27 protein-coding genes are annotated in these 25,892 nt (G+C 73.3%); 13 read left to right on the forward strand and 14 right to left on the reverse strand.

Annotated features, from left to right (window positions below):
• The 6 genes from JQN72_RS13080 to JQN72_RS13105 form a co-directional block, all read right to left on the reverse strand.
• Nucleotides 1–957: an electron transfer flavoprotein subunit alpha/FixB family protein gene (locus JQN72_RS13080; protein WP_204135558.1), complete on the reverse strand. Its 957-nt coding sequence runs from the start codon at nt 955–957 to the stop codon at nt 1–3.
• Nucleotides 954–1,727 carry an electron transfer flavoprotein subunit beta/FixA family protein gene (locus JQN72_RS13085; protein ID WP_204135559.1) on the reverse strand — a complete coding sequence of 258 codons (774 nt, stop codon included), beginning with the start codon at nt 1,725–1,727 and terminating at the stop codon, nt 954–956. The genes JQN72_RS13080 and JQN72_RS13085 overlap by 4 nt, the downstream gene beginning before the upstream one ends.
• Nucleotides 1,724–4,249: an FAD-dependent oxidoreductase gene (locus JQN72_RS13090; RefSeq protein ID WP_204135560.1), complete on the reverse strand. Its 2,526-nt coding sequence runs from the start codon at nt 4,247–4,249 to the stop codon at nt 1,724–1,726. The genes JQN72_RS13085 and JQN72_RS13090 overlap by 4 nt, the downstream gene beginning before the upstream one ends.
• Before the next feature lie 144 nt (nt 4,250–4,393).
• Nucleotides 4,394–5,176: an IclR family transcriptional regulator gene (locus JQN72_RS13095; protein ID WP_204135561.1), complete on the reverse strand. Its 783-nt coding sequence runs from the start codon at nt 5,174–5,176 to the stop codon at nt 4,394–4,396.
• A 155-nt stretch (nt 5,177–5,331) separates the two neighbouring features.
• Nucleotides 5,332–5,880, reverse strand: a complete 549-nt coding sequence (locus JQN72_RS13100; protein WP_204135562.1) for a GNAT family N-acetyltransferase — start codon at nt 5,878–5,880, stop codon at nt 5,332–5,334.
• Nucleotides 5,881–5,932: 52 nt separating this feature from the next.
• Nucleotides 5,933–7,420 (reverse strand): trimethylamine methyltransferase family protein, encoded by a 1,488-nt coding sequence (locus JQN72_RS13105; RefSeq protein WP_307812666.1) that lies wholly within the window; start codon nt 7,418–7,420, stop codon nt 5,933–5,935.
• Nucleotides 7,421–7,491: 71 nt separating this feature from the next.
• Between JQN72_RS13105 and JQN72_RS13110 the strand changes: the two genes are divergently transcribed.
• From JQN72_RS13110 to JQN72_RS13130, 5 genes are read left to right on the forward strand one after another with little or no spacing between them, the layout of a single operon-like run.
• Entirely contained in the window at nt 7,492–8,259 is a 768-nt protein-coding gene (locus tag JQN72_RS13110) for an IclR family transcriptional regulator (protein ID WP_204135563.1), read from the forward strand.
• Nucleotides 8,256–8,921 (forward strand): corrinoid protein, encoded by a 666-nt coding sequence (locus JQN72_RS13115; protein WP_204135564.1) that lies wholly within the window; start codon nt 8,256–8,258, stop codon nt 8,919–8,921. The genes JQN72_RS13110 and JQN72_RS13115 overlap by 4 nt, the downstream gene beginning before the upstream one ends.
• Nucleotides 8,918–9,808: a dihydropteroate synthase gene (locus tag JQN72_RS13120; protein WP_204135565.1), complete on the forward strand. Its 891-nt coding sequence runs from the start codon at nt 8,918–8,920 to the stop codon at nt 9,806–9,808. The genes JQN72_RS13115 and JQN72_RS13120 overlap by 4 nt, the downstream gene beginning before the upstream one ends.
• Nucleotides 9,805–11,781 carry an ASKHA domain-containing protein gene (locus tag JQN72_RS13125; RefSeq protein ID WP_204135566.1) on the forward strand — a complete coding sequence of 659 codons (1,977 nt, stop codon included), beginning with the start codon at nt 9,805–9,807 and terminating at the stop codon, nt 11,779–11,781. Before JQN72_RS13120 ends, JQN72_RS13125 begins: the two co-directional genes overlap by 4 nt.
• The gene (locus JQN72_RS13130; protein WP_204135567.1) at nt 11,714–12,394 is read left to right on the forward strand and encodes a DUF1638 domain-containing protein; all 681 of its coding nucleotides are present in this window, start codon (nt 11,714–11,716) and stop codon (nt 12,392–12,394) included. Before JQN72_RS13125 ends, JQN72_RS13130 begins: the two co-directional genes overlap by 68 nt.
• Nucleotides 12,395–12,401: 7 nt before the next feature.
• Here the strand turns inward: JQN72_RS13130 and JQN72_RS13135 are convergent, their stop codons facing one another.
• Together JQN72_RS13135 and JQN72_RS13140 are read right to left on the reverse strand one after the other, a co-directional pair.
• A complete protein-coding gene (locus JQN72_RS13135; RefSeq protein WP_239100604.1) occupies nt 12,402–13,286 on the reverse strand; it encodes a homocysteine S-methyltransferase family protein in 885 nt (294 codons plus the stop codon).
• Nucleotides 13,287–13,291: 5 nt separating this feature from the next.
• Nucleotides 13,292–14,158: a methylenetetrahydrofolate reductase gene (locus JQN72_RS13140; RefSeq protein ID WP_204135569.1), complete on the reverse strand. Its 867-nt coding sequence runs from the start codon at nt 14,156–14,158 to the stop codon at nt 13,292–13,294.
• 113 nt (nt 14,159–14,271) lie between these two features.
• Between JQN72_RS13140 and JQN72_RS13145 the strand changes: the two genes are divergently transcribed.
• Nucleotides 14,272–14,703 carry a VOC family protein gene (locus JQN72_RS13145; RefSeq protein ID WP_204135570.1) on the forward strand — a complete coding sequence of 144 codons (432 nt, stop codon included), beginning with the start codon at nt 14,272–14,274 and terminating at the stop codon, nt 14,701–14,703.
• 7 nt (nt 14,704–14,710) lie between these two features.
• Here the strand turns inward: JQN72_RS13145 and JQN72_RS13150 are convergent, their stop codons facing one another.
• The gene (locus tag JQN72_RS13150; protein WP_204135571.1) at nt 14,711–14,977 is read right to left on the reverse strand and encodes a hypothetical protein; all 267 of its coding nucleotides are present in this window, start codon (nt 14,975–14,977) and stop codon (nt 14,711–14,713) included.
• 76 nt (nt 14,978–15,053) lie between these two features.
• On the opposite strand from JQN72_RS13150, the gene JQN72_RS13155 reads away from it, so the two are divergent.
• Both JQN72_RS13155 and JQN72_RS13160 read left to right on the forward strand, forming a co-directional pair.
• Entirely contained in the window at nt 15,054–15,959 is a 906-nt protein-coding gene (locus JQN72_RS13155; RefSeq protein ID WP_204135572.1) for a LysR family transcriptional regulator, read from the forward strand.
• Between the two features lie 43 nt (nt 15,960–16,002).
• Entirely contained in the window at nt 16,003–16,776 is a 774-nt protein-coding gene (locus JQN72_RS13160) for a ParA family protein (protein ID WP_204135573.1), read from the forward strand.
• A 149-nt stretch (nt 16,777–16,925) separates the two neighbouring features.
• Here the strand turns inward: JQN72_RS13160 and JQN72_RS13165 are convergent, their stop codons facing one another.
• The gene (locus JQN72_RS13165) at nt 16,926–18,455 is read right to left on the reverse strand and encodes a DEAD/DEAH box helicase (RefSeq protein ID WP_204135574.1); all 1,530 of its coding nucleotides are present in this window, start codon (nt 18,453–18,455) and stop codon (nt 16,926–16,928) included.
• 181 nt (nt 18,456–18,636) lie between these two features.
• On the opposite strand from JQN72_RS13165, the gene JQN72_RS13170 reads away from it, so the two are divergent.
• Nucleotides 18,637–19,323 carry a ferritin-like fold-containing protein gene (locus tag JQN72_RS13170; RefSeq protein WP_204135575.1) on the forward strand — a complete coding sequence of 229 codons (687 nt, stop codon included), beginning with the start codon at nt 18,637–18,639 and terminating at the stop codon, nt 19,321–19,323.
• A 69-nt stretch (nt 19,324–19,392) separates the two neighbouring features.
• Here the strand turns inward: JQN72_RS13170 and JQN72_RS13175 are convergent, their stop codons facing one another.
• The 3 genes from JQN72_RS13175 to JQN72_RS13185 form a co-directional block, all read right to left on the reverse strand.
• Nucleotides 19,393–19,653 (reverse strand): GlsB/YeaQ/YmgE family stress response membrane protein, encoded by a 261-nt coding sequence (locus JQN72_RS13175; RefSeq protein ID WP_204135576.1) that lies wholly within the window; start codon nt 19,651–19,653, stop codon nt 19,393–19,395.
• Nucleotides 19,654–19,855: 202 nt separating this feature from the next.
• Nucleotides 19,856–20,083 (reverse strand): DUF3107 domain-containing protein, encoded by a 228-nt coding sequence (locus JQN72_RS13180; protein WP_204135577.1) that lies wholly within the window; start codon nt 20,081–20,083, stop codon nt 19,856–19,858.
• A 116-nt stretch (nt 20,084–20,199) separates the two neighbouring features.
• Nucleotides 20,200–20,820 carry a TetR/AcrR family transcriptional regulator gene (locus JQN72_RS13185; RefSeq protein WP_204135578.1) on the reverse strand — a complete coding sequence of 207 codons (621 nt, stop codon included), beginning with the start codon at nt 20,818–20,820 and terminating at the stop codon, nt 20,200–20,202.
• A gap of 90 nt (nt 20,821–20,910) precedes the next feature.
• Between JQN72_RS13185 and moeB the strand changes: the two genes are divergently transcribed.
• The 4 genes from moeB (at nt 20,911) to JQN72_RS13205 (ending at nt 25,136) form a co-directional block, all read left to right on the forward strand.
• The gene (gene moeB / locus JQN72_RS13190) at nt 20,911–22,092 is read left to right on the forward strand and encodes a molybdopterin-synthase adenylyltransferase MoeB (protein ID WP_204135579.1); all 1,182 of its coding nucleotides are present in this window, start codon (nt 20,911–20,913) and stop codon (nt 22,090–22,092) included.
• 6 nt (nt 22,093–22,098) lie between these two features.
• Nucleotides 22,099–22,524: a DUF1810 domain-containing protein gene (locus JQN72_RS13195; protein WP_204135580.1), complete on the forward strand. Its 426-nt coding sequence runs from the start codon at nt 22,099–22,101 to the stop codon at nt 22,522–22,524.
• A gap of 239 nt (nt 22,525–22,763) precedes the next feature.
• Nucleotides 22,764–24,305: an HNH endonuclease signature motif containing protein gene (locus JQN72_RS13200; RefSeq protein WP_204135581.1), complete on the forward strand. Its 1,542-nt coding sequence runs from the start codon at nt 22,764–22,766 to the stop codon at nt 24,303–24,305.
• Nucleotides 24,306–24,317: 12 nt separating this feature from the next.
• Nucleotides 24,318–25,136 (forward strand): TIGR02569 family protein, encoded by an 819-nt coding sequence (locus JQN72_RS13205; protein ID WP_204135582.1) that lies wholly within the window; start codon nt 24,318–24,320, stop codon nt 25,134–25,136.
• Here the strand turns inward: JQN72_RS13205 and JQN72_RS13210 are convergent.
• Nucleotides 25,126–25,836, reverse strand: a complete 711-nt coding sequence (locus tag JQN72_RS13210; RefSeq protein ID WP_204135583.1) for a VOC family protein — start codon at nt 25,834–25,836, stop codon at nt 25,126–25,128. The genes JQN72_RS13205 and JQN72_RS13210 overlap by 11 nt on opposite strands.
• Between the last annotated feature and the right edge of the window lie 56 nt (nt 25,837–25,892).

Here is a 25,892-nt window from a genome sequence, read left to right on the forward strand (position 1 = left end):
TCAGCCCAGCTCCTCGAGCACGGCGGGCAGCACCTCGTGCATGTCGCCGATGACGGCGTAGTCGGCCTTGGTCACCATCGGGGCGTCCGGGTCGGTGTTGACGGCGATGATCGTCCGGCTCGACGCACAGCCCGCCCAGTGCTGGATCGACCCGGAGATGCCGCACGCGAGGTAGAGGTCCGGGGCGATCCGGGACCCGGTCTGCCCCACCTGCTCGTGGTGCGGCCGCCAGCCGAGCGAGGTGACGACCCGGGAGACCCCGACGGCGCCGCCCAGCCGCTCCGCCAGCCGGTCGACCGCGGCGAACCCGTCCGGGCCCCCGGCACCCCGTCCGGCGCCGACGACGACCTTGGCGGCGGTGAGCCCGGAGGTGTCACCGCTCTCGCGCTTCTCGACCCGGACGACCTGCGCGCGCAGGTCCTGGGGGTCGATCGTCAGGGCGAGGGGTGCCACCCGGGCCGCACCGGGAGCATCGGCGGCCGACGGCTCGACCGCGTGCCCGGCCATCGTCAGCAGGCGGACCCGGCCGTCGACCGTCGCGCGCTCCAGTGCCGCACCGCCGACGACCTGCCGCTGGACCACGAGTGGTGCGAGCGACTCGACGGCGACGACGTTGGCGGCCATCCGCAGGTTCCGGCGGGCGGCGACGTGGGCGAGCACCTCGTTGCCACGGCCGGTCCCCGGGGCGACGACCAGGTCGGCGCGGGCGGCCCGCCCCGCGGCCTCGACGACTGCGGCCCAGGCAGCGGCGGCGTACCGCTCGAGCGCGGGGTCGCCGGCCTCGTGGACGACGGCGACCCCGGCGTCCCGGCAGTCGGCGACCACGGCCTCGGGGGCGGGCCCGACGACGACCGCGTGCAGGTCGCCCGCCCCGAGGGAACGGGCGAAGGTCAGGGCCTCGCGGGAGACGAGCGAGGCCCGTCCCTCCTCGACCTCGACGAGGACGACGACGCTCATCCGTGCACCACCTTGAGCTCGCGCAGCACGGCGACCAGGCCCGGCGCCGCGGCCGTGCCCTCGCCGATGACGGTGACCTCGTTCGGCGGCGGCTCGGGGACCGTGAGCGCCTCGCGGCCGGCGCCGACCGGAGACCCGGTCCAGCCGAGCGTCTCTACCTCGGCCTTCTTCGCCTTCATCCGCCCCACGACGCTGGGGTACTTCGGGGACACACCGCCCTCGAGGACGGTGGCGACGGCAGGCAGCGCCACCTCGTAGACCTCGGTGCCCTCGGGACCCTCGCCGCGCAGCGTCGCGACGTCGCCGTCGACCTCGAGGGTCTGGACACCGGCGACGACCGGACGTCCGAGGAGGTAGGCGAGCCGCACCCCGACCTGGAAGTCGCCGGTGTCGGCGGCGTCGTTGCCGAGCAGGACGAGGCCGTACGTGCGGCCGGCCTCCTCGCGCACCCGCAGCGCCTCAGCGACCGCCGCCGCGACGTCCGCCGGGCCGAGGAGGTCGGGGTCGGCCTCGACGAGGATGCCGTCGGTCGCACCCACGGCGATCCCCGCACGGATCTGCTCGACGCTCTCGGCGGCCCCCACCGACAGCACGGTGACCGACCCGCCGGTGGACTCGGCCACCTGGACGGCGAGGGCGATCGCGGCCTCCTCGTGGGCGCTTGTCGTGTAGCCGGCGTACCGGCCGTCGACGCGCATGCCGTCCGGGGTCAGGACGACCTCGCCCGTGGGGTCGGGGACCCGCTTGACGCAGACGAGGACGTCGGTCATGCCCGGCCCCGGATGCGGTCGTTGGCCGGGTCGAACAGCGGCGTCGCGTCGACCGCGGCGACGGTCACCGGGTAGAGCTCCTCCATGTACGACACGGCGAGCCCGGTGCCGACGACGGCCTGCTCCGGAGGCAGGAAGGCCATGAGGACGTGCTTGCCGAGGCTCGGCGCGGAGCCCGCGGTCGTCACGTACGGGTGCCGGCCGTGCCCGTCGGTCAGCGTGCCGCCCTCGCGGGTGAGGATCGGCTCGCCACCGAGCATGTAGCGCTTCACCCCGCTCGCCGAGGTGTGGTCGTCGACCGTCATCGAGCACAGGACGGCCTTCGGCGCCTCGCCCGCCTGCTCGACGACGGCGTCCTTGCCGATGAAGTCGGCGTCCTTCCACTTCGCCCGGGACATCCCGGTCTCCATCAGGGTGCGCTCGGTGTCGAGCTCGTAGCCGTAGGCGCGGTAGCCCTTCTCGATGCGTCCGGTCGTGCCGTAGACGCCGATGCCGACCGGCACCATCCCGAGCGGCGTGCCGGCCTCGAGGAGCCGGTCCCACAGGGCCGCGCCCGCCTCCATCGGCAGGTAGAGCTCCCAGCCGTACTCGCCGACGTACGAGATCCGCGAGGCGAGGACGGACAGCGCCCCGACCTCGATCTCGCGGCACGTGCCGAAGGGGAAGCCCTCGTGCGAGACGTCGGCGTCGGTGACGGACGCGAGGATCTCCTTCGCCTTCGGGCCCCACAGGCCGATCGTCGTCCAGCTCGAGGTGAGGTCGACGACGACCGCGCCGCCGTCCTCGGGCATACGGTCCTCGAACCACTTCTTGTCGGCCATCCCGTGGGCGCCACCGGTGACGACCCGGAAGCGGTCGTGGGCCAGGCGCATGACGGTGAGGTCGGAGCGGAACCCTCCGCGTTCGTCGAGCACCGGGGTGTAGACGACCCGCCCGATCCGCACGTCGGCCTGCGCCACGATGATGCGCTGGACGGCCTCGAGCGCCCTCGGCCCGACGACGTCGAAGACCGCGAACGCCGAGAGGTCGACGAGCCCGGCCGTCTCGCGCATCTGGAGGTGCTCGGCGTTGATGACGGGGGACCACCAGCGGGCGTCCCACTCGTGCTCGCGGGGCATCGTCGCCTCGGGCCCGAACTTCTCGACGAGCCCGGCGTTGCTCTCGTACCAGTGCGGGCGCTCCCACCCGGCGGCTTCGTAGAACACCGCGCGCAGGGCCTCCTGGGAGGCGTGCATCGGGGCCAGCCGGACGTTCCGGTTGCTGCCCCACTGCTCGCCGGGGTGGACGATGCCGTACGTCTTGTTGAAGGCCTCCGAGGTGCGCGCCCTGACGTGCGCGCGGGTGCGCTGGAACGGGTAGAACCGGGCGATGTCGCTGTGGCCGAGATCGATCTCGGGGTTGCCGTGGGTCATCCACTCGGCGACGGCGCGGGCGGTGCCCGGGCCCTCCTTGATCCACACGGCGGCGCACGACCAGAGGCCCTTGACCTCGGGGGTCTCGCCGAGGACCGGGTAGCCGTCGGGGGTGAGCGAGAGCAGGCCGTTGATGGCGTAGCGGATCTCGGCCCGCTCGTCGCCGAGGAGCTCGGGCATGAGCTCGAGGGCCTGCTCGAGCTGCGGGTCGAAGTCGTCCTCGGTGAACGGCATCTCGGTGGGGGAGAGCTTCGCCTGCTCGATGGACGGGATGTCTTCCGGGTCCCACAGGATCGGGCGGTGGGCGTAGGAGCCGACCTCCATGTCCGAGCCGTGCTGGCGCTCGTAGCAGAAGGTGTCCATGTCGCGGATGATCGGGAAGGTGATCTCGCCGGGCCGCTCCGCGAGCACCTCGCAGGGCCCGACCGAGATCATCTGGTGCACCGCCGGGGTGAGCGGGATGCGGGCGCCTGCCATCCGGGCCAGCTTGGGGCTCCACACGCCGCAGGCGATGACGACGGTCTCGGCCTCGATCCGGCCCTGGTCGGTCTCGACGGCGCGGATCCGGCCGTCCACGACCTCCATCCCGAGGACCTCGACGTTGGGGACGGTCGTCAGCGCGCCCTTCTCGACGGCGCGCTCGCGCATGATCGTGCCGGCCCGCAGGCTGTCGACGACGCCCACGGTGGGGAACCACGCGGCGCCGACGATGACGTCCTTGTCGAGGAAGGGGACCTTCTCGGCCACCTGCTCGGGGGTGACCATCTCGGCGGGGATTCCCCAGGCCTTGGCGCTGCTCATCCGGCGCCGCAGCTCCTCCATCCGCTCCTCGGTGCGGGCCACCTCGTAGCCGCCGGACTCGGTGAAGACGCCGAGCTCCTTGTACTGGCGCACCGAGTCGAGCGTGATGTCGGCGAACTCGCGCGAGTGGTCCACGGGGAAGATGAAGTTGCTCGCGTGGCCGGTGGAGCCACCCGGGTTGGGCAGGGGACCCTTGTCGATCTGGACGATGTCGGTCCAGCCCCGCTCGGCGAGGTGGTACGCGAGGGAGTTCCCGACGATTCCGGCGCCGATGACGACGCAGCGGGCGGAAGCGGGCAGAGCGGCCATCTGGTGATCCCTTCGGTCGCGTCACTGGTGCGTATCGCGCAACTCGACGCTCATCGTGCAACACGTCTGCCCAGCATGACACGCCCGACCCCCGCTGCCAACCGCTGTCCGCGCGTCGTCTCGGACCGGTCGTGGTGGCCCGCCCTACCGGAGTGCGGGCTGGTGGGCCAGGTGCGCCGAGATCTCCCGCGTGGCCGCGAGCAGGAGCGGGACGATCTCCTCGACCCGCTGCGGGTTGAAGCGGAACGTCGGGCCGGAGACGCTGACGGAGGCCACGACGTCCCCGTGCTCGTCCCGCACCGGAGCGGCGATCGCGGTCAGCCCCACGTCGAGCTCGTCGGTGGCGAGGGCCCACCCTTGCTCGCGCACCCGCGCCAGCTCGGCGTCCAGGCGCGTGCGCTCGGTGATCGTCGCCGGGGTGTACGCGACGAGCTCGCCGAGCGTGCGGCCGAGCTCGGGCTCGACGAGCTCGCTCACGAGGACCTTGCCGTTGCTCGTCGCGTGGATCGGGATGTGCTGTCCGACCCAGTTGTACGTCGAGAGACTCGAGGCGCCGGCCACCTGGTCGACGTAGAGCGCCGCGCCACCGGAGAGCACCGCGAGGTTGACGGTCTCGCCGGTCTCGCCCGCGAGGCGGCGGACGACCGGGCGCGCCTCCTGGGCCAGGTCGAGGCGGGCGTTGGTGGCTCCGGCGAGCTTGAGGATGCCGACGCCGAGCCGGTAGCGGCCGCGCTCCTCGACCTGTTCGACGAGCCGGCGCCGCTCGAGGGCGGAGACGAGGCGGCTGGCGGTCGACTTGTGCACGCCCAGCTCGCGGGCCAGCTGGGTGACCCCGGCCTCACCGTGCAGGGCGAGCAGCTCGAGGATCGTCACCGCCCGGTCGACGGACTGGACGGTGCTGCCGGCTTCACGATCCGTGGTGGGCATGGCGCAACCGTAGCGAATGGCGCAACCTCGGCCGAGCGCCGTGGTCAGGGCAAGAGGAAGCCGATCCGGTCCAGCAGCCAGCGCCAGGCGGTGCGCACGTGTCGCATGGGCCCCATCGTGCCGTACCGAGGGCTGCGCGGGGCGCAGGACGGCGGTCAGCCGCCCCGGCGGTCGCGGCGGAGGAGCCCGTAGACCCAGGAGTCGGAGACCACTCCATCGACGACGCAGTCCTCGCGCAGGGTGCCCTCGCGGACGAAGCCCAGCTTCTCCAGCACCCGGGCCGACGCCGGGTTGCGGGTGTCGACCTCGGTCTGCACCCGGTTGAGGTCGAGGGTGCCGTAGGCCCAGGTCAGCAGCGCGCGCGACGACTCCGTGGCGAACCCCTGCCCCCACACGTCCTCGCGGAGGCAGAACGTGATGCCTGCGCTGCGGAACCCCGGGTCCCAGTCGATGAGGCCGCACCAGCCGACGAACGTCCCGTCGGCCCGGCGCTCGACCGCGAGCCGGGCCCCGCCGCCCTCCTCGGCCAGCTGTCGGCATCCGGCGACGAAGCGGTCGGCGCGCTCTCGCTCGGCCCAGGGTGGGGCGTCCCAGTACCGCAGCACCCGGGCGTCGCTCATCAGCGCGAAGAGCGCGTCGGCGTCACCGTCCTCGACCGGGCGCAGCACCAGTCGGTCGGTGGTCAGGGTCGGCGTCGGGATCATGGCCCGACCCTGCCGAACCGGGGCGAGGGCCGCCAGCGGGTTTCCGGGGTTGTCAGTCTCCGAGCTCGGCGCGGCGGCGGACGACGTACTCCTCGAGCTCGGCGCGCACGGCCTCGTCCAGGGGCGGCTGCTCGTACGCCTCGACGCGCGTCCGCCAGATCTCGGCGGCCCGGGCCGCGGTGTCCTTCGCCCCGTTCCGTACCCACCGCTCGTAGTTCTCCGACGAGCTGAGGAACGGCCGGTAGAAGCACGTGCGGAAGCGCTCCATCGTGTGCATCGAGCCGAGGAAGTGCCCGCCGTGCCCGACCTCCTGGTGGGCGTCGAATGCGAGCGAGCCCTCGTCGATCTCGAGCGGGGTGAACTCGTGCTGGAGCATCTCGACGATCTGGCAGTCGACGACGAACTTCTCGAACCCCGCGACGAGCCCGCCCTCGAGCCAGCCCGCGGAGTGCATGACCCAGTTGGCGCCCGCGAGGAAGGTCGGCATGAGGGTCATCAGCGCCTCGTAGCCCGCCTGGGCATCCGGCACCTGCGAGGACGTGAGCCCGCCGCCGGTACGGAACGGCAGCCCGAAGTGACGGGCGATCTGGCCGGTGCAGAGCAGCCCGATGCCCGACTCGGGGGTCCCGAACATCGGGGAGCCCGACTGCATGTCGATGTTCGACAGGAACGACCCGAAGACCACCGGGCATCCCGGCCGGACGAGCTGGGCCAGCGCGATGCCGGACAGTGCCTCGGCGATCTGCTGGACGAGCGCTGCGGGGATGGTCACCGGGGACATCGCACCCATGAGGATGAACGGGGTCAGCACGACCGGCTGGGCGGCCCCGGCGTACTCGAAGAGCGCGTCGAGCATCCGGTCGTCCCACCGCAGTGGTGAGTTGCAGTTGACGAGGCTGATCGATGCCGGGGTCGCCTCGATGGCCTCCCGGCCGCCGAAGAGGATCTCGGACATCGCGATGACGTCGCGCGCGTTCGTGCCGGAGACGACGTTGCCCATGTACACCTTGTCGGTGAGCGTCATGAGCGCGTACGTCATGTCGAGGTGGCGTGAGTCGAGCGGGGTGTCGTTGGGCTCGCAGACGACACCGCCGGCGGAGTCGAGCACCGCGAAGGACTGAGCGAGCCGGGCGAAGGTGCGGTAGTCCTCCATCGTCCCGTCGCGGCGCGTGTCACCCTCGCGGACGAACGGCGGGCCGTAGACGGCTCCGAACGCCATCGAGTCCCCGCCGAGGTGGATGCTGCGCTCCGGGTTGCGCGCCTGGACGTCGAACTCGCGCGGAGCCTTCGCCACCTGCTCGAGGACGAACTCGGGGTCGAGGAAGACGGTGTTCTCCTCGACCCGCTGGCCGGCGGCCCGGAAGAGCTCGAGGGCCCGGTCGCTCATGAACTCGACGCCGATCTCGGTGACGAGCCGCCGCCAGCCCGCGTCGAGGGCGGCCATGGCGTCGGCCGAGAGGATCTCGTAGCGCGGCATCCGGTTGGTGAACATGCGCGGCCCTCCGGGGGACGAGACGTCGTTGACGGTGAGACGGCGCACATCCTAGCCTCATGATATGGGACGCTGAGTTCCATATCATGAGGCAGCTCGAGACGACTCCGAGGAGCACCGTGGGGACCCCACCTGCCGGGACCGGCACCCAGTCCGTCGACCGCGCGGCCGACCTCGTCCACCGCGTCGTGCGCGCGGACGGGCCGTTGACGTTCGGCGACCTCGCCGAGGCGTCCGGCCTGGCCCGGTCGACGACCTCGCGCCTGCTCGCCGCCCTCGAGCGGGCCGAGCTGCTCGCGCGGGACGAGGAGGGCGGGTGGGTCCCCGGCGGGCTGTTCGACCTCTACGCCACCCGCCGCACCGACGACGAGCTGCTCATCGAGACCTCGGCCGGCACGATGCACGCCCTCAACGAGCTGACCCGCGAGACCGTCAACCTCGGGGTGGCGCGTCGCGGCACCGTCGTCCAGATCCACCAGGTGGAGGCCGTCTTCTACCTCGGGTCGCGGGACTGGGTCGGCACCGACGTCCCCGCCCATTGCTCCGCGCTCGGCAAGGTCCTCTACGCCTTCGACGCCCTGCCGGCCCCCACCGGCCCCCTCGATCAGGTGACCGCGGACTCACCGGCGTCGGGCGAGGAGCTCGAGGCCCAGCTGCGCACCATCCGCGAGGACGGCTTCGCCGTGACCGTCGACGAGCTCGAGCCGGGGCTGACCGGCATCGGCGCGCCGGTCCGGCACCGGGGGACGGTCGTCGCCGCCCTCGGGGTCTCCGGGCCGACCTTCCGGCTCGCCGACGACGCGCGCACGACCGGCGCGCTCGTCGCCGCACACGCCCGGGCCGTCTCCGCCCGGCTCGACCACCATCCGGAGAAAGGTGCCGCATGACCCCCGACGAGATCCTCCAGGGGCTGTACGACGAGACGCTCGTCGGCAACGGCCCCGCGGTGCTGGACCTGACCCACCAGGCGCTGTCCATGGACATGCTGCCCGGGACGCTCCTCTTCGACGCGCTCATCCCGGCGCTCGAGGAGGTCGGCGCCCGGTTCGAGCGCGGCGACTTCTTCGTCCCCGAGATGCTCATCGCGGGCCGCGCGATGGCCGGCTCGATGGAGGTGCTGCGCCCCCTGCTCGCCGACACCGGCGTCGAGACCATCGGGAAGTTCCTCATGGGGACGGTCAAGGGCGACGTGCACGACATCGGCAAGAACCTCGTGAACATCATGCTCGAGGGCGCCGGCTTCGAGGTCATCGACCTCGGCGTGCAGGTGGCCCCCGAGAAGTTCGTCGCCGCGATCGAGGAGCACCGGCCCGACATCGTCGGGTTCTCGGCGTTCCTCACGACGACGATGCCGATGTTCAAGGCGAACCTCAACGCGCTCGAGAAGGCCGGGCTGCGCGACTCCGTCATCGTCATGGTCGGCGGCGCGCCCGTCACCCAGGAGTACGCCGACGCCGTGGGCGCCGACGGCTACGCGGCGGACGCCTCCGCCACGGTCAAGCGCGCCAAGGCCCTCCTGGAGGCGCGGCGCACGGCGGTGCCCGCATGAGCGCCCCGCTGCGGCACACCGTGCTGCGCTCGGCGACCCGCGAGGTCGTCATCGGGGCCGACCAGCCGTTCTGCGTCATCGGCGAGCGGATCAACCCCACCGGGCGCCCGGTCTTCCAGGCCGCGCTGCGCGAGGGGGACCTCTCGATCGTCGCCAAGGACGTCGCCGCGCAGGTCGCCGGCGGGGCGAACGTCCTCGACGTCAACATGGGCGTCCCGCTCACCGACGAGGCCGAGCTGCTCGTCAAGGCCGTGACGATGGTCCAGGAGCTCACCGACCTGCCGGTCTGCATCGACTCCTCGGTCGTCGAGGCGCTCGAGGCCGGGCTCGCCGCCTACCAGGGGCGCGCGCTCGTCAACTCCGTCACCGCCGAGGACGACCGGCTCGCCGCCGTCCTCCCGCTCGTCAAGAAGTACGACGCCGCCGTCGTGGCGCTGCCGAACGACGAGGACGAGATCCCGATGGAGGCCGAGAAGCGCCTCGCGCTGACCGAGAAGATCGTCCGGGTCGCCACCGAGGAGTACGGCATCGCGGTCGACGACATCGTCATCGACCCGCTCGCCATGCCGATCGGCGCCGACTCGACCGTCGGGCGCAGCACGCTCGAGACGATCCGGGGCATCCGCGAGCGCTGGGGCCTCAACACGACCTGCGGGGCGTCGAACGTCAGCTTCGGGATGCCGGGGCGGCACGCGATCAACGCGGCGTGGCTGCCGCTCGCGATGTCGGCCGGGATGACGAGCGCCATCATGGACGCCCGCACGCCGCACGTCGTCGACGCCGTCCGCGCCGCCGACCTGCTGCTCGGCAACGACGAGTGGGGCATGTCGTGGATCGGGACGCACCGGGCCCGGCAGGCGGCCGAGGCCGCGGCCGGCACGGCGTGAGCGAGACCCCCGGACCGGACCAGCCCTTCGGCGACGTCGTCGAGGGGCTGCGCCGGGAAGGGCTGCTCGAGCCGCCCGCCGCGCTGGTCCCGGACACCGGCGAGGAGGAGCACGAGGGCGTCGGGCGGGTCACCCTGTCCTTCAGCCCCGCAGACCGGGTCGTCCGCGTCCCGCCGGGGGTCTCGGTGTTCGACGCCGCGTCGTGGAACGGCATCGCCGTCGACTCCACGTGCGGTGGGCACGGCACGTGCCGCAAGTGCCGGGTCCGGCTCACCTCGGGAACGGCGCAGGTGACCCGGCACGACGCCCGCACCTTCACGACCGAGCAGCTCGAGGACGGATGGCGCCTCGCCTGCCTGGTCCGGGCCACCTACGACCTCGGCGTCGAGGTACCACCCCTCGTCACCCGCCCGAAGGCGTCGACGGTCGGGGTGGGGCGACAGGTCATCCTGCGCCCCGCGGTGCAGAAGCGGTACGTCGAGCTCGACGAGCCGACCCTGGCCGACCAGCGAACCGACCTCGCCCGGTTGCGCGACGCCGTCGACGACCTCACCCTCGAGCCCGACCTGCACGCGCTGCGCCGGCTGCCGACGGTGCTGCGGCAGAGCGACTTCAAGGTGACCGCCGTCGTCGTCGACGAGGCCCTCGTCGACGTCGAGCCGGGCGACACGACCGGGCGCCGGCACGCCATCGCCTACGACCTCGGGACGACGACGGTCGTCGCCACCCTGCTCGACCTCGACACCGGGACGCCGGTCGCCGTCTCGTCCGTCCTCAACCGCCAGCAGCCGTTCGGTGGGGACGTCATCACCCGGATCAGCGCGACGATGATGGATCCCGAGGCGCTGCCCCGGCTCACCGCGCTGGCCCGCGAGACCCTCGTCGAGCTCGCCGCCGAGGTGTGCGCAGAGGGTGGGGTCGACCCCCTCGAGGTGTACGAGGTCGCGCTCGCCGGGAACGCGACGATGACCGCGCTGCTCCTCGGTGTCGACCCCGAGCCGCTCGGCGTCGCACCGTTCGTCCAGGCGAGCGCGACCTGGTCCGGGCTGCGCGCCTCGGACCTCGGCCTCGACCTCCATCCCGGGGCCCGGGCGGTGGTCTTCCCGGCGCTCGGGGCGTACGTGGGCGGCGACATCGTCGCGGGGATGCTCGCGAGCGGGCTCGACCGCGACAAGCGCGTGCGCCTCTTCGTCGACGTGGGGACGAACTGCGAGATCGCGCTCTCGGACGGCGAGCGCATCGTCACGACCGCCGCCCCGGCGGGCCCGGCGTTCGAGGGCGGGGCGATCCGCTGCGGGATGCGCGCCGCCGACGGTGCCGTCGAGGTCGTCCGCCTCGACCCGTCGGCGGACGACCCGGCCGCCGCGGTGGCGCTCGGGGTGATCGGGGACGTCGAGCCGCGCGGGCTGTGCGGCTCCGGGCTCGTCGATGCCGTCTCCGAGCTCGTCCGGGTCGGCCTGCTCGACGCGAGCGGACGGTTCGTCACCGCCGAGGTCGCGGCGGCCACGGCGCCGGCCCTGGCCGACCGGCTGACGACGGTCGGCGAGGGGGAGCGGGTGTTCGTCCTCCACCGCCCCGTCCCGGCCGCCACGGCCGAGGAGTCGGTCTACCTCTCCCAGCGCGACGTCCGTGAGCTGCAGTTCGCCAAGGCGGCGATCTCCACCGGATGGACCCTCCTCGTCGAGGAGCTCGGGTTGGACCCGACGGAGATCCAGCAGGTGCTCCTCGCCGGCTCCTTCGGCTCCTACCTGTCGCCGGCGTCGGCGGTGCGGATCGGGCTCGTCCCGACGCTCCCCGTCCTGCGGATCGTCTCGGCGGGGAACGTCGCGGGGGAGGGCGCGAAGATGGTCCTCCTGTCGGCCCGGGAGCGGGCCGGTGCCGACGCGCTGCTCGAGGAGGTGCGGTATGTCGAGCTCTCCGACCGTCCCGACTTCAACCACCGGTTCGTCGACCAGCTCGCGTTCCCGGGCTGAGCGCACCGCCCTCGTCGCGTGCGGGGCGCTGGCCCAGCCGGCGCTCGACGCCGTCGCCGCGCACGGCTGGCCGCTCGATGTCCATCCGCTGCCACCGCTCCTGCACAACCGCCCCGAGCGGATCGCCGGTGAGGTCGAGCGCCTCGTCGTCGCGCTGCGCGAGGAGTACGGGCGCGTCGTCGTCGGCTACGCGGACTGCGGGACGTACGGCGCGCTCGACGCCGTGTGCGAGCGGCTCGAGGTGCAGCGGCTCCCAGGGCTGCACTGCTACGACCTCTTCGCCGGCCCGGCCGAGGTCGAGTCACTCGCGGACGACGAGCCCGGCACCTACCTGCTCACCGACTTCCTCGTGCGGTCGTTCTCCCGGACCGTCCTCCGCGAGCTCGGGCTCGACCGCCACCCCGAGCTGCGCGACGACTACTTCCGGCACTACACGCGAGTCGTCTGGCTCGTGCAGACCGACGACCCGGCCGAGCAGGCCGAGCTGCGGGGACTCGCGCAGGAGGCCGCGGACCGAGTCGGCCTGCCCCTGCAGGTGCGCGCGACCGGCGCCGGGGGCCTCGAGCGTGCGCTCCGCCACCTCGTCGCACCGCGGACGGCGCCTGAGGGGTGACCGAGGCTCAGCGGTCCCGCAGCGCGGTGGCGATGGCGCGGGTGTGGTCGGGACCGGAGCCGCAGCACGACCCGACGACGTCGATGCCGAGGTCCTGCAGCTCCACGGCGTGCTCGGCGAGGGCCTCCGGGCCGAGCGTGTAGGCGAACCGGTCGCCGTGGAGCTCCGGGAGGCCGGCGTTCGGCTGGGCGACGAGGAGGACCTCGCCGGAGCGGGCCGCCACGAGCTGGTCGGCGATGACGCGCATCTCGTCCGGGCCACGGCCGCAGTTGGCGCCGACCCCCTCGGCACCCTCGCCGACGAGGGCCTGCACGGCCTGTGCGGGCGAGACGCCCATCATCGTGCGCAGGTTGGTGTCGAAGGACAGGGTCGCGACGACCGGCAGGTCGGGCCCGACCTCGCGCACGGCGGCCACGGCCGCGAGGGTCTCCTCGAGGTCGCTCATCGTCTCGACGAGGACGAGGTCGGCACCGCCGGCGGCCAGGCCGCGCACCTGCTCGGCGAAGATCGTCCGGGCGTCGTCCGGGGTCAGCGTGCCGAGCGGCTCGAGGAGCTCGCCGGTGGGGCCGATGTCGCCGGCGACGAGAATGCCGTGCCGGTCGGCCACTGCCCGGGCGAGCCGGGTGCCGGCCCGGGCGACCTCCTCGGCGCGCCCGGAGAGACCGTGCTGGGCGAGGCGGGGCTCGGTGGCCCCGAAGGTGTTGGCCGTGAGGATCGTGGCACCCGCTACCGCGTACTCCTCGTGCAGGCCGGTCACGGCGTCCGGGTTCGTGAGGTTCCACGACTCGCCGCACTCGCCGGGCGGGAGGCCCCGCTCTTGGAGCAGCCAGCCGTAGCCGCCGTCGAAGACCGCGGCGCGTCCGTCGAGCAGGGCGTGCAGCCGGTTCGTCATCGTCGTCATCCCAGCGGGCGGACCCGGGCCACGGCCGCCTCCTCGAGCATCCGCTCGCGCCAGGCCTCCATGACCTCGACCTGGTTGAAGGTGAAGACGTGCAGCCCCTCGATGCGCAGCGCCGGGTTGGCGGACAGTGCGGCGACCCGGCTGACGAACCGGTCGGTGGAGAACCCGGGAGCGGCGATCCGGGCGAACACCGAGCGCTGCTTGCGCAGGAAGCGCAGCGACTCACCGACGCCGATCTTGCCCGCCATGCCGAGCAGCTTGGTCCGCTCGACCGGCCCGGGGACCCCCACGAGGAGGGGGAGGGCGACGCCGCGGCGGCGGACCCGCTCGCACCACGTGCCGAGTCGCTCGGCGTCGAAGGTCATGTTCGACACGACGTGCGTCGCGTACTGCCGCTTGTCCCACATCGCCTGGACGGTGACGTCGTCGTCGATCGTGGGGTGCGACTCGGGGTACCCGGTGATCCCGACGTGGGTGAAGGGGTGGTCGAGCCGGGCGAGGTCGCGCAGGAGGTCGAGAGCGGCGGTGTACTCGCCGGCCGGCGGGTCGGCGTCCCCGCCGGGCACGAAGAGGTCGGCGACACCGGCCTCGGCGAGGCGCGCGACGATCTCGGCGAGCTCGCCGGGGCCGGTCACCATCCGGGCGGCCAGGTGCGGCACGACCCGGAAGCCGGCGGTTGCCAGGGCGCAGGAGGTCTCGAGCGTGGCCTCGAGACCCTTGCCGGGGGCGGCGGTGACCGTGACGGGCACGGAGGCGGGGACGTGGGCGACGACCTTCTCGGCGATCGTCGGGGTGGGCATGACCTCGTAGCGGGCCCCCTCGACGAGACGGGTCAGGGCCACGGTGGGTAGATCGTTGCTCATTACGCACCCTGTCTCGTCATACGCACCGGCATGGCTCAGCGTAGGGCCGCTCGGGCGTGGGCGCCAGGGGTTGTCCACGGCCGCTCGTCGGTGCCTCATGCGAGGCTTCGGTCATGGACCAGCGCATCTCCTTCGTGACCCTGGCCGTGACCGACCTCGAGGCGTCCCGGCGCTTCTACGTGGAGGGGCTCGGCTGGACACCCCGTCTCGAGGTGCCCGGCGACGTCGTCATGTTCGAGGCCGGGCCGCTGCTCGTCCTCTCCCTGTGGGACCGCGCGGCGTTCGAGGCCGAGGTCGGTGCGCCGGCGATGGGTGGGGCGGGCGTCGTCCCGATGGTCGTGTCGCACAACGTCCGCACGCGCGACGAGGTCGACGCGGTGCTCGCGACGGCCCGGGACGCCGGTGCCACCGTCGGGGAGGGTGCGGAGCGGGAGTGGGGTGGCTACACCGGGTACTTCGCGGACCCGGACGGCTTCCGGTGGGAGGTCGCCTGGAACCCGGGCGAGATCGGCGAGTCCGTCCTCCCGGGTGCGGCGACGCCCTGACGTCCGGTCAGTAGCCGGCCGCCTGACGCAGGCCGGTACGGGTCTCCCAGTAGCTCTGCAGGTTCGCGTGGAGGATGCCGCGGATGGTCGCCGCCTCGGCGACGTCGACGCCCCGTGCCTCCTGGGCGTCGACCATGGCGAGGAGGTCCTCGATCTCCGACGGGCTGCGGTACGTGGCCAGTTCGCGGCGCAGGGAGCGAATGGCCCGTCGCCGCTCACGGCGCTCCTGCAGCCCGTCCGTGAAGGTGGTCCAGAAGCTGGTGTTCGTCGTCATGCGTCAAGTGTCGATCGCTGCGCACGTATGCGTCCAATGAAAGTAGATCATACGTCATATGCGATATGGTCATGCAATGGAGACGGACGCGCTGCGCTGGTTCCAGCTCGTCGCGGACGGTGCCACGGTCACCGAGGTCAGCGACATCTTCGGGGTCAGCCAGCCCGGCGTGTCCCGCGCACTGGCCCGCCTCGAGGACGAGGTCGGTACCGCCCTCCTGCACCGGCAGGGCCGGGTGCTGCGGATGACCCACGCGGGCGTCGCGTTCAAGCGGCACGTCGACGCGCTCGTCTACAGCCTCGACGACGGCCTCGCGGCGGTCTCGGCCCTCGTCGACCCCGAGGGGGGCGTCGTGCGGCTCGCGTACCCGCTGAGCCTCGGCAGCTGGCTCGTGCCCGGTCTCGTCGGGGCGTTCCGCCGTGATCACCCGCGGGTGCGGTTCACCCTCGAGCAGACGGTCGTGAGCGAGCACGGGCGCATCTCCTCACAGCTCTCGACCCGGCGGGCCGACCTCGAGCTGACCACCTACCGGGTCGCCGGCCAGGGCGTGCTGTGGCAGCGCGTGCTCATCGAGCCCCTCGTCCTGGCCGTCCGGCTCGGTCATCGGCTGGCCGGCCGCGAGGCCGTGGCGCTCGAGGAGGTCGCGGACGAGCCGTTCGTCCTCCGGGCGGCACCGTCCGGGATGCGGGGTCGCACCCTCGAGCTCTGTCGTGACGCCGGCTTCTCCCCGGACGTCGCGGTGGAGGCCGACGACCTGCCCACCGTCCGGGGGTTCGTCGCGGCGGGGCTCGGGGTGGCCGTCGTCCCCGCCCAGGGGCTGCCCGTGCCGACGACGTTCGCCCGGACCCGGCTGCTCCCCCTGAGCGACGAGGACGCCCATCGCGAGGTCGGCCTCGCCTGGGTCGAGGGTCGTCCGCTCCTGCCGTCGGCGGAGGCGTTCCGCAGGTTCGTGCTCGCGAGGGACGCGGCGGGTGCCGGGTGAGAGAATCGCGGGAACCGGTGCACCGACCCGAAAGGCCCGTCCCATGGCGGCCAGCCGCAAGGCTCCCATCCTCGCTCTCGCCAACCAGAAGGGCGGCGTCGCGAAGACGACCTCCGTGGCGTCCCTCGGGGCCGCCTTCGCCGAGGCCGGCCGGCGCGTCCTCCTCGTCGACCTCGACCCCCAGGCCTCACTGACCTTCAGCCTGGGCATCGACCCGGACGCCGTCGAGGCGTCCGTTCACGACGTCCTCGTCGGCGGCACCGACCTGCGCGACGTCGTCCTCGGGTGCGCCGACGGCGTCGACCTCGTCCCGAGCTCCATCGAGCTCGCCGGGGCGGAGGCCGTCCTGCTCGGCCGTCCCGCCCGCGAGTACGCCCTGCGCGACGCGCTCGACCCGGTGCGCCGTTCCTACGACGTCGTCGTGCTCGACTGCAGCCCCAGCCTCGGCGTGCTCACGCTCAACGCGCTGACCGCCGCCCAGGGCATCGTCGTCCCGATGCCCTGCGAGATGCTCAGCCACCGCGGCGTCGGCCAGCTGCTCGACACCGTCGCGGACGTCAAGCGGATCCTCAACAAGAAGCTCAAGGTGCTGGGCATCCTCCCGACGCTCTACGACGGCCGCAGCACGCACAGCCGGGAGGTGCTCGAGGACGTCGGCGGCAGGTACGGTCTGCCGGTGCTCAGCCCGCCGATCCCCAAGACCGTGCGGTTCGCCGAGGCGCCGGCCGTGGGGCGGTCGATCCTCGCGACCGCCCGGTCCTCGAAGGGCGCCAAGGCCTACCGAGAGGTCGCGGCGGAGCTGCTCGAACAGCTCTGAGCTGCGCCGGGAGGCTGCGCAGAAGATGGGCGACGGCCGCCGGCATCCCTCTTGTACCGGCGACCGTCGCTGTCACGATGCCACGGGCGGTCACCCTCGCGTGGCGGCTTGACCAAGTCTTGACCGGACGATGAACGCGCCCGGCCGGGTCAGCCCTGGGACTGCTCGCCCGCGGGTCGTCCGCCGCGGGTGCGACGGCGGTTGCGGCGCCGGCGAGGGCGTTCCGAGCCCTCGCGCTGCTCGCTGCCGCGGCCCTCCGAGCGCTCGCCCCGGCCGCCCCGGCCTCGGCCCCCGTCGCGGTTGCCACGCCCGGCGTCGCGGCCACCGCCGCGAGGGCCGCGACCCCCGGACCGGCCGGTCTCGCCGAGGTCCTCGAGCTCTTCGGCGTCCAGGCCGGCGCGGGTGCGCAGCGCCCGTGGCAGCCGGCCCTTGGCGGCCTCGGGGATGCCGAGGTCGGCGTACAGGTGCGGGGAGGAGGAGTAGGTCTCCTGCGGCTCGGGGATCCCGAGATCGAGCGCCTTGTTGATGAGGGCCCAGCGGTGCAGGTCGTCCCAGTCGACGAAGGTGATGGCGACCCCGGTGTTGCCCGCGCGGCCGGTGCGGCCCGTGCGGTGGAGGTAGGTCTTCTCGTCCTCGGGGCACTGGTAGTTCACGACATGCGTCACGTTGGTGACGTCGATCCCGCGGGCCGCGACGTCGGTGGCGACGAGGACGTCGACCTTGCCGCCCCGGAAGGCGCGCAGGGCCTGCTCACGAGCACCCTGGCCGAGGTCGCCGTGCAGCGGCGCGGCGGCGAAGCCGCGGTCGACGAGGTCGTCGGCGACCTTGGCCGCGGTGCGCTTGGTGCGGGTGAAGACGATCGTGAGGCCCCGGCCCTCGGCCTGGAGCATCCGGGCGAGCATCTCGACCTTGTCCATCGCGTGCGCGCGGTAGACGAACTGCTCGATGGCCTTGACCGTCGCGCGGTCGTCGCCGTCGTCGTCGGACATCGCGCGGATATGTGTGGGCTGGTCCATGTACCGCCGGGCCAGGGTGACGACCGCGCCCGGCATCGTCGCGGAGAAGAGCATCGTCTGGCGCCCGGCCGGGGTCATCGCGAGGATCTTCTCGACGTCGGGCAGGAAGCCGAGGTCGAGCATCTCGTCGGCCTCGTCGAGCACGACGGTGCGCGCGTGGCCCAGCTGGAGGTGCCCCTGCTGGGCGAGGTCGATGAGCCGGCCCGGCGTCCCGACGACGACCTCGACGCCCTTGCGCAGCGCCTCGATCTGCGGCTCGTAGGCGCGGCCGCCGTACACGGTGAGCACGCGGATGCCGCGCTTCCTCCCGGCGCGCTCGAGGTCGCCGGACACCTGGACGGCGAGCTCACGGGTGGGGGCCACGGCGAGCGCCTGGGGCTTGCCCGGGGCGGCGAGGGCGTCGAAGCCGTCGTCGCCGGGGGCGGTGACCCGGTTGAGCAGCGGCACGCCGAAGCCGAGGGTCTTGCCGGTGCCGGTCTTGGCCTGGCCGATGATGTCGTGTCCGCCGAGCGCGACCGGCATGGTCATCGCCTGGATCGGGAAGGGCGTGATGATGCCGGCGTCGGCGAGGGCGCCGACGATGTCCGGGTGGACGGGGAAGTCGGCGAAGGTCGGTTCGGTCGTGGCCTCGGGGGCCGTGGGGGCGTCGGTGACGTCGGTCATGGACTTCTTTCCGGTCGGCGGGCGCGCGGAGCGCACCAGCGCACTGGCTGCGGGCCGATCGGGGGTCTGCGGGGGCGGGGGCGGTGCCCTGGGGCACCGGGTGCCGCCCGACTTCGTCACTCGTCGTCTGTGCCGACCGGGCACCGTGGACGCCTCATCGTACCCGTTACGCTCGGTGGTCATGGAGCACACCCCGGGGCCGACCACGTCGGCCTCCGCCGACGCGGTCCTGCCGGACGCCGTCGTCGACCTCCTCGGCGTCCTCGCCTACGGCGAGCTGACCGCCTTCATCCGGATGGCCGTCGACTGCGACCTCGCGCCCACGCTGGCGCTGAAGTCCTCCATGGGACGCCTCGCGACGGTCGACTTCGAGCACTACGGCCAGCTGGTCGACCACATGCGGGAGCGTGGGATCGACCCCGAGGCCGCAATGGCGCCGTTCGTCGCCCCCATCGCGTCCTACCACGAGCGCACCCGCCCACGGGGATGGCTCGAGGGGCTGGTCAAGGCGTACGTGGGCGAGGGGATCGCCAAGGACTTCTACCGGGAGATGTCGGCGCTCGTCGACGAGCAGACCCGCACCGTCATGCACCGTGCGCTCGAGGACGGCGGGCACTCCGACTTCGTCGTCGAGATCGTCAGGGACACCATCCGCACCGACCGCACCGCGGCCGGCCGGCTGGCCCTCTGGGGCCGGCGGCTCCTCGGCGAGGCGCTGTCCCAGGCACAGGCCGTCGCGGTCGAGCGGGACGCGATGTCGGCGCTGCTCGTCGGCGGTGGCGTCGACCTCGGCGAGGTGGGGCGGATGTTCACCCGGCTCACCGACAACCACCAGCGTCGGATGGCGCGGATGGGTCTCGAGGCCTGAGGGTTCGCACACGGCACGAGGCCCCCGCCGGGCTACCGGCGGGGGCCTCGTGCTCTTGCGTCGGCGGCGTCAGGCCTTGCGCGAGGCGATGACCCGCTCGTAGACGACGACGAAGACGGCAGCGGCGATGACCGAGGTGATCCAACGGAGCCAGTCGATGCTGCCGTCGTCCTTGGGGGCTCCCCAGATCCAGTAGCCCACCAGGGCGCCCAGGATGCCGAGCACGACCGTCATCAGAGCGCTGATGTTCTGCCGCCCGGGAAGGACGAGCCGTGCGAGGACGCCGATGATGGCACCGAAGATGATGGTGCCGATGATGCCGAGGACCACTGGAGTCTCCTTTCGGGGCCCTGCGCCCCTTGATCGCTCCGGTCGCGGCGCGGGCCGCGGCGAAGGGTGCCGGGGTGCCGGCACCGCGCTCGACGCTAGACCTTCGACGAACTTTCGTCAAACCTTTGACACGAGATTCTCGTGCCGGTGTCTGCCCAGGTCAGGGCGGGGGAGGTGTCGAGTCCGACGGCGGCGACGCCGATCAGACGGCGCCGAAGCCGACCTTGCCCTTCTCGGACTCGCCGACCTGGACCCAGCCGACGGCCCGGCCCGGCACGAGGACCGTACGGCCCTTGGTGTCGACGAGCCGCAGCACGGCGTCGGGCGAGGCGAGTGCGGCGTCGACGGCCTGGGCGACCTCGTCGGCGGCGGCGTCGGTCTCGACGGTGAGCTCGCGGGCGACGTTCTGGACGCCGATGGTGACCTCCACAGGGCACGACCTTTCGATTCGTGGGGCGGGCGCTGCCCGCCGGGACGGTTGCTGCGCTCAGGCTAACGGCCCCGGTCCCGGGGCTGTTCCGCCGGCGGGTCGTGTTCGCCCCGGGCTCAGCCGTCGACCATCGGGAAGGACCCGAGGCCGCGCCAGGCGAGGGTGCTGATGAGCTCCGCGGCGTCCGGCTCGGGGATGTCGCCGTCCTGCGCGAGCCAGTGCCGCGCGGCCACCTGGGCCATCCCCGCGAGCGCCGAGCCGAGCAGGAGCGCCCGCTCGTCGTCGACGCCGGTGTCTTCGGCGATGACCTCGGAGATCGCCTCGGCGCAGGCCATCTCGACGCCGTCGAGCCGGGCGCGGACCTGCGGGACGCTCGTGAGGTCGGACTCGAAGACCATCCGGAACGCGGCGTCCTCGCGGGTCACGAAGTCGAAGTACGCGGCGACGGTGGCCCGGACCCGGACCTCGTTGTCGCCCTCGGTGGTCTCCAGCGCCTGCCGGACGAGCTGCTCGAGGGTGTCGCAGTGGGTGTCGAGCAGTGCGAGGTAGAGGTCGAGCTTGCCGGGGAAGTGCTGGTAGAGGACCGGCTTGGAGACGCCCGCCCGCTCGGCGATCTCGTCCATCGCGGCGGCGTGGTAGCCGGACTGGACGAAGACGGCCTGCGCGGCGTCGAGCAGCTGGGCACGCCGCTCGCTGCGTGGCATCCGCTGGCTGCGGGGTGCTGTCGTGCTGGTCATGGCTCCTCCGGGGGCTTCCTGGCCCGTCATCCTACGGACGGGTAGGCGGACGCCGGGAACGGTGGCCCGGCGTGGTGCTAGGTTCCGGACATGGCGCGACCCCCGCTGGTTCCCCGCGGGCCCGAGCTCACCGCCGCCGAGCGCACCCGCTTCGCCCGCCATCTCCTCCTGCCCGCCCTGGGGGTCGACGGCCAACGGCGCCTCCGCAGTGCCCGGGTGCTCGTCGTCGGGGCCGGCGGGCTCGGGTCTCCGGCCTTGCTGTACCTCGCGGCCGCCGGGGTGGGCACGCTCGGGGTCGTCGACGACGACGTCGTCGAGACGACGAACCTCCAGCGGCAGGTCGTGCACGGCGTCGGCGACGTGGGGCGGGCGAAGGTCGACTCGGCCGCGGACAGCGTCGCGGAGATCTCACCCGACACCGCCGTCGTGCGGCACGGGGAGCGGCTGGACCCCCGGACGGCGATGGAGGTCGTCGCCGACTACGACATCGTCCTCGACGGCGCAGACAACTTCCCCACTCGCTACCTCGTGGGCGACGCCTGCGCCCGGCTGGGCGTCCCGCACGTGTGGGGGTCGGTGTACCGCTTCGACGGCCAGGTCTCGGTCTGGTGGGCCGGCGAGGGCCCGTGCTACGCCTGCGTCTTCCCGCAGCAGCCCGCGCCGGACGTCGTGCCCTCGTGCGCGGTCGGCGGGGTGCTCGGTGCCGTGTGCGCGTCCGTCGGGTCGGTCATGGCCACGGAGGCCGTCAAGCTCGTCACGGGTGTCGGTGACCCACTCGTCGGGCGGCTGCTCGTCCACGACGCCCTGCGCCAGACCTGGGACGAGCTGCCGGTCCGCCGCGACCCGGACTGCGCCGTGTGCGGGTCGGGCGCGGACGTGGCGCGGCCACTGGGGTGGGCGACGCAGCGCCCGGAGGAGGACGCCGCGGAGGCCCCGTCCGGCTCCCGGCCGAGCGTCGGCGTCACGGAGCTCGCCCGGCTGCTCGGCGACCGGGACGCCGGGTCGGCCGACTTCGTCCTCCTCGACGTGCGCGAGCCGGGCGAGGCCGACGTCGCCGCCATCCCCGGGGCCGTGCTGCACCCGGTCGGCCGGGTCCGCGCGGGTGAGGACGTCCCGGGTGCCGGGCAGCGCGTGTACGTGCACTGCAAGTCCGGCGGGCGCTCCGCCGAGGCGGTCGACCTCCTGCGGGCGCGAGGCGTGGACGCCGTGGACGTCGAGGGCGGCATCCTCGCGTGGTCCCGCGACGTCGACCCGGCCGTCCCGACGTACTGAGACTTCGTGAGCGCCGACGTGTCGCGGTTCGTCGCCGCCCAGGACGCCGGCGGCACCTACGACGGGGCGCTGGCCGAGCTGCGGGCGGGGCGCAAGCGTGGGCACTGGATCTGGTTCGTGCTCCCACAGGTGGCGGGTCTCGGGCAGAGCCCCACCTCCCGGTACTACGGGATCCTCGGCCTGGAGGAGGCGCGGGCCTACCTCGCGCACCCCGTACTCGGACCGCGGCTGCGGGAGTGCGCCGACGCGCTGCTCGCGCTGGACGGCGACGACCCCGTGGCCGTGCTCGGCGGGATCGACGCCGTCAAGCTGCGCTCGTCGATGACGCTCTTCGCGCACGCCGCCGAGGATGCGGACGCCGCGCTCTTCCCCGCGGTCCTGGACCGCTACTTCGGCGGCGAGGAGGACCCGGCGACGCTCGCGCGGATCTGACCCGTCAACCGCCGAGGAGCGCCCGGAGTGCTTCGTGAGGGTCCCGGGCGGATCGACCCGAGCACCGGTGACGCGGACGAAGAGGCGGACGTCCCCGAGGTCCAGGACCTCGCCGGCCCACGTCACCGCAGCATCGTGACACGGGCCCCGGCCACCGGTGCGTCCGGTCGCCCGGCAAGATCCATCGGGGGACGTGGCCACGCCTTGAGATCGGACACATGTTCGATTAAGATGCTCATATGAACAGGGGGACGGTCAGCGGCCGCATCGCGGCGTTGCGGGCGGAGTGTGTGGCGCTCGGGCGTGAGCTGGTCGAGCATGGGCGGTCGCTCGACGCCGTGGAGGCGTTCGAGGTGGCGGGTGAGCTGCAGGGGGTGGTGAACGCCGCGGAGGGGGCGCAGGCGGTGGTGGCGGCGTTCGGGGCGCGGGTGGAGACGACGATGTACGAGTCTCGGCCGTGGGGGCGGGTGCATCCGGTGGGGTTCGTGGATGCGATGGCGGCTGCGGAGATGTCGTTGGCGACGGGGGTGACCGAGGGGGTCGCGGGGCGGAAGGTCGCTCTGGGCGCGGCCCTGGCCGAGCGGTTCCCGGGGGTGCGGGGTCTCGTGTTGGCCGGTGACCTGCCGGCGGTCAGTGCGCACAGGGTGGTCGATGCGTGCGCGGGCCTGGACATCGAGGCGTGCGAGCGGGTGGACGCCGAGCTGGCGCCGCGGCTGTCCGGCCTGGACCCGGCTCGGGTGACTGCCGAGGCCCGGCGGGTGGCCGCCCGGGTGGCCGGCGACCAGGTCGCTGCGCAGGCCGAGCGGGCGAAGCGCTCGCGGTGTGTGGAGGTGCGTGCGGGGGAGGACGGGTTGACCGACTGGTTCGCGTCGCTGCCGACGGCCACCAGTGCCGCGATGTGGTCGGCGGTCGAGTCGCTGGCGGGTGAGCGCCGGGCACTCGAGCCTGGGATGTCCGTGCCGGAGTCCCGCGCTGATGCCCTGAGCGACCTCGTGCTGCGTAACGTGAGCGTGTCGGCGCAGGTGACCTTGGGGCTCCCGGTGGTCGCTGGGCCCGGTGCGCCGGAACCCGTGCCGGCCGGTCCGGGGGCGGACGTCGCCTGGGACCTCGTCCAGCACGAGGACGACGAGACCTTCGTGGACGCTGAAACCGGAGCCCTGGTGCGTTACGGCGACCTCGACCCCGAGGCGCGGGAGGCGGCGTCGTGGCACCCGCGTTCCCCCGAGATGGTCGAGCCCGACGTCGTGGTCGACGGCCCGTGGGGTGAGCAGGTCGTCGTCGACCCACGGCGCGCCACGATGTGCCCGGTCGACAGCCCTGGGGCCGGTGCCCTGTCGGGCAGGGTGGTCTCCGGTGCCGAGCTCCCCGGCCTGGGCTGGGTCGACGCCGCCACGATGGCGGCCCTGCTCTCCACCGTGCCGTTCCAGGTCGCCCGCGCTGTGCTCGACGCCGACACCGGCACCCTGCTTTCCCACACCACAGGCGCGTACGTCCCCCCGAAGGCGCTTCGCGAGTACGTCACCAGCCGCGACGGCATCTGCCGGATGTGGGGCTGCGCCAGACCCGCCGAACGCTGCGATCTGGACCACGCCCGTCCCTGGCCTGCCGGGGACACCACTCCGGGCAACCTCGTCGCGCTCTGCCGGCGCCACCACCGGATGAAGCAACGCGGCCGCTGGCGGCCGGTCCTCGACGACGACGGCACCCTCACCTGGCACAGCCCCACCGGGCAACAACGCGTCACCGAACCGATGCACCGCGTCTCCGTATCCTCGCGATGACACCCTGAAGGCATGCTGGCCCCACCTCCCGATGTCCTGCAGTCGTTCGGCGTCGGTGGTGAGCCGACGCGCCTCGCGGGCGGGCAGGAGACGTCCTGGCGGGCCGGCGACCTCGTCCTCAAGCCGCACGTCGACGCCCGCCTGCAGGAGTGGTTCGCGCACCTCCCCGCGTCGGCCGGGCCCGACGGCCGAGTGACCACCGTCGAGGTCGTCCGCAGCCGGGACGGCCGGTGGGCGGTCGACGGCTGGGGAGCCACCCGCTTCGTCCCCGACGCGCGGCCGCTCCTCGACCGGCGCGACTGGGGCGGCATCCTCGCGTCCGGGCGTGCCCTCCACCGGGGCTGGGCCGGCGTCGAACGGCCGCGGTTCCTCGATCACCGGGACGACCCCTGGCAGCATGCGGACCGGGCCGCCTGGGGCGAGCTCCACACCTCGGTGCACCCCGACCTCGTGGAACCGGCCGAACGTCTCCGCGCCGGGCTCGAGGACCTCGGGCCACCGACGCCCGCTGAGCGGGAGCGGCTGGTGCACGGCGACCTGACCGGCAACGTGCTGGCTCGCCCCGACGGTTCGGTGGTCGTCATCGACCTCTCGCCCTACTGGCGCCCCCCGACCTACGCAGAGGGGGTCGTCGTCGCGGACGCGCTCACCTGGCACGGCGCGGCGCCCGACCTCGGGGACACGCTCGGGGTGCCCGTCCCATCGGTCCTCCGAGCACTGCTCTTCAGGGTGCTCGCGAGCAGCGAGCTCGCGCGGGGTCGGTCGGGCGGAGCCGTCGCCGCCGGGAACGTCGAGCGGTACCGGCGGACGGTCGAGGCGCTCAGGCTCTGACGCAGAACTCGCTGCCGTCGGGGTCGGTGAGGACGACCCGCGAGGTGCTGCTCCGCTCCTCGACGCGTTCCGCACCGAGGTCCATCAGCCGCTCGACCTCGGCCTCGAGCTCCCCGCCGTCGACGATGCGCAGGTCGAGATGGACGCGGTTCCGCGGCGGCCTCGGGTTGAGCGGGCGCCCGCCCCAGGTCACCTTCGGCCCGCCGTGCGGCGAGCGGACCGCGGTCTCCTCGCCCTCGTCCCAGACGAGCGGCCACCCGAGCGCCTCGCTCCAGAACACCCCCACCTCGTGCGTGCCGTCGCCGGAGAGCGCCCCGAGGAAGCCGCAGTCGGCGAGAAACCGGTTACCCGCGGGCAGCACGCAGAACTCGTTGCCCTCCGGATCCGCGAGGACGACGTGCTCGGCATCCGAGCCCTGCCCGACGTCGAGGTGACTCGCGCCGAGCTCGATCGCCCGAACCACCGTCGCGTCCTGGTCCTCGGGCGTGGCGCTCGTCAGGTCGTAGTGGAAGAGGTTCGGCAGGGACCTCGGCGCGCCCGACCGGAGGAACCGGATGCGCAGCCCCGTGTCGTCCGTCGGGTCCAGGGCCATGCCGCACGGGTCGTCGACGACCGGCCACCCGAACAGCTCGGACCAGAAGCCGGCGAGCGCGGCGGGGTCGGCCGCATCGACGCAGAACGCCTCGAGGGTCACGGACATGCCCGGGACGCTAGGGGGTCCGCGACCCGGCTGGCAAGGACGACCCGTGCGACGGC

It is taken from the genome of Phycicoccus sp. CSK15P-2 (genome assembly GCF_016888005.1).
Taxonomy (GTDB): domain Bacteria; phylum Actinomycetota; class Actinomycetes; order Actinomycetales; family Dermatophilaceae; genus Phycicoccus.

Coding starts and splice junctions, on each gene's coding strand:
- JQN72_RS13080 (WP_204135558.1), bottom strand. CDS start 957: ATGAGCGTCGTCGTCCTCGTCGAGGTCGAGGAGGGACGGGCCTCGCTC.
- JQN72_RS13085 (WP_204135559.1), bottom strand. CDS start 1,727: ATGACCGACGTCCTCGTCTGCGTCAAGCGGGTCCCCGACCCCACGGGC.
- JQN72_RS13090 (WP_204135560.1), bottom strand. CDS start 4,249: ATGGCCGCTCTGCCCGCTTCCGCCCGCTGCGTCGTCATCGGCGCCGGA.
- JQN72_RS13095 (WP_204135561.1), bottom strand. CDS start 5,176: ATGCCCACCACGGATCGTGAAGCCGGCAGCACCGTCCAGTCCGTCGAC.
- JQN72_RS13100 (WP_204135562.1), bottom strand. CDS start 5,880: ATGATCCCGACGCCGACCCTGACCACCGACCGACTGGTGCTGCGCCCG.
- JQN72_RS13115 (WP_204135564.1), top strand. CDS start 8,256: ATGACCCCCGACGAGATCCTCCAGGGGCTGTACGACGAGACGCTCGTC.
- JQN72_RS13120 (WP_204135565.1), top strand. CDS start 8,918: ATGAGCGCCCCGCTGCGGCACACCGTGCTGCGCTCGGCGACCCGCGAG.
- JQN72_RS13130 (WP_204135567.1), top strand. CDS start 11,714: ATGTCGAGCTCTCCGACCGTCCCGACTTCAACCACCGGTTCGTCGACC.
- JQN72_RS13135 (WP_239100604.1), bottom strand. CDS start 13,286: ATGACGAACCGGCTGCACGCCCTGCTCGACGGACGCGCCGCGGTCTTC.
- JQN72_RS13140 (WP_204135569.1), bottom strand. CDS start 14,158: ATGAGCAACGATCTACCCACCGTGGCCCTGACCCGTCTCGTCGAGGGG.
- JQN72_RS13145 (WP_204135570.1), top strand. CDS start 14,272: ATGGACCAGCGCATCTCCTTCGTGACCCTGGCCGTGACCGACCTCGAG.
- JQN72_RS13150 (WP_204135571.1), bottom strand. CDS start 14,977: ATGACGACGAACACCAGCTTCTGGACCACCTTCACGGACGGGCTGCAG.
- JQN72_RS13155 (WP_204135572.1), top strand. CDS start 15,054: ATGGAGACGGACGCGCTGCGCTGGTTCCAGCTCGTCGCGGACGGTGCC.
- JQN72_RS13160 (WP_204135573.1), top strand. CDS start 16,003: ATGGCGGCCAGCCGCAAGGCTCCCATCCTCGCTCTCGCCAACCAGAAG.
- JQN72_RS13165 (WP_204135574.1), bottom strand. CDS start 18,455: ATGACCGACGTCACCGACGCCCCCACGGCCCCCGAGGCCACGACCGAA.
- JQN72_RS13170 (WP_204135575.1), top strand. CDS start 18,637: ATGGAGCACACCCCGGGGCCGACCACGTCGGCCTCCGCCGACGCGGTC.
- JQN72_RS13185 (WP_204135578.1), bottom strand. CDS start 20,820: ATGACCAGCACGACAGCACCCCGCAGCCAGCGGATGCCACGCAGCGAG.
- moeB (WP_204135579.1), top strand. CDS start 20,911: ATGGCGCGACCCCCGCTGGTTCCCCGCGGGCCCGAGCTCACCGCCGCC.
- JQN72_RS13200 (WP_204135581.1), top strand. CDS start 22,764: ATGAACAGGGGGACGGTCAGCGGCCGCATCGCGGCGTTGCGGGCGGAG.
- JQN72_RS13205 (WP_204135582.1), top strand. CDS start 24,318: ATGCTGGCCCCACCTCCCGATGTCCTGCAGTCGTTCGGCGTCGGTGGT.
- JQN72_RS13210 (WP_204135583.1), bottom strand. CDS start 25,836: ATGTCCGTGACCCTCGAGGCGTTCTGCGTCGATGCGGCCGACCCCGCC.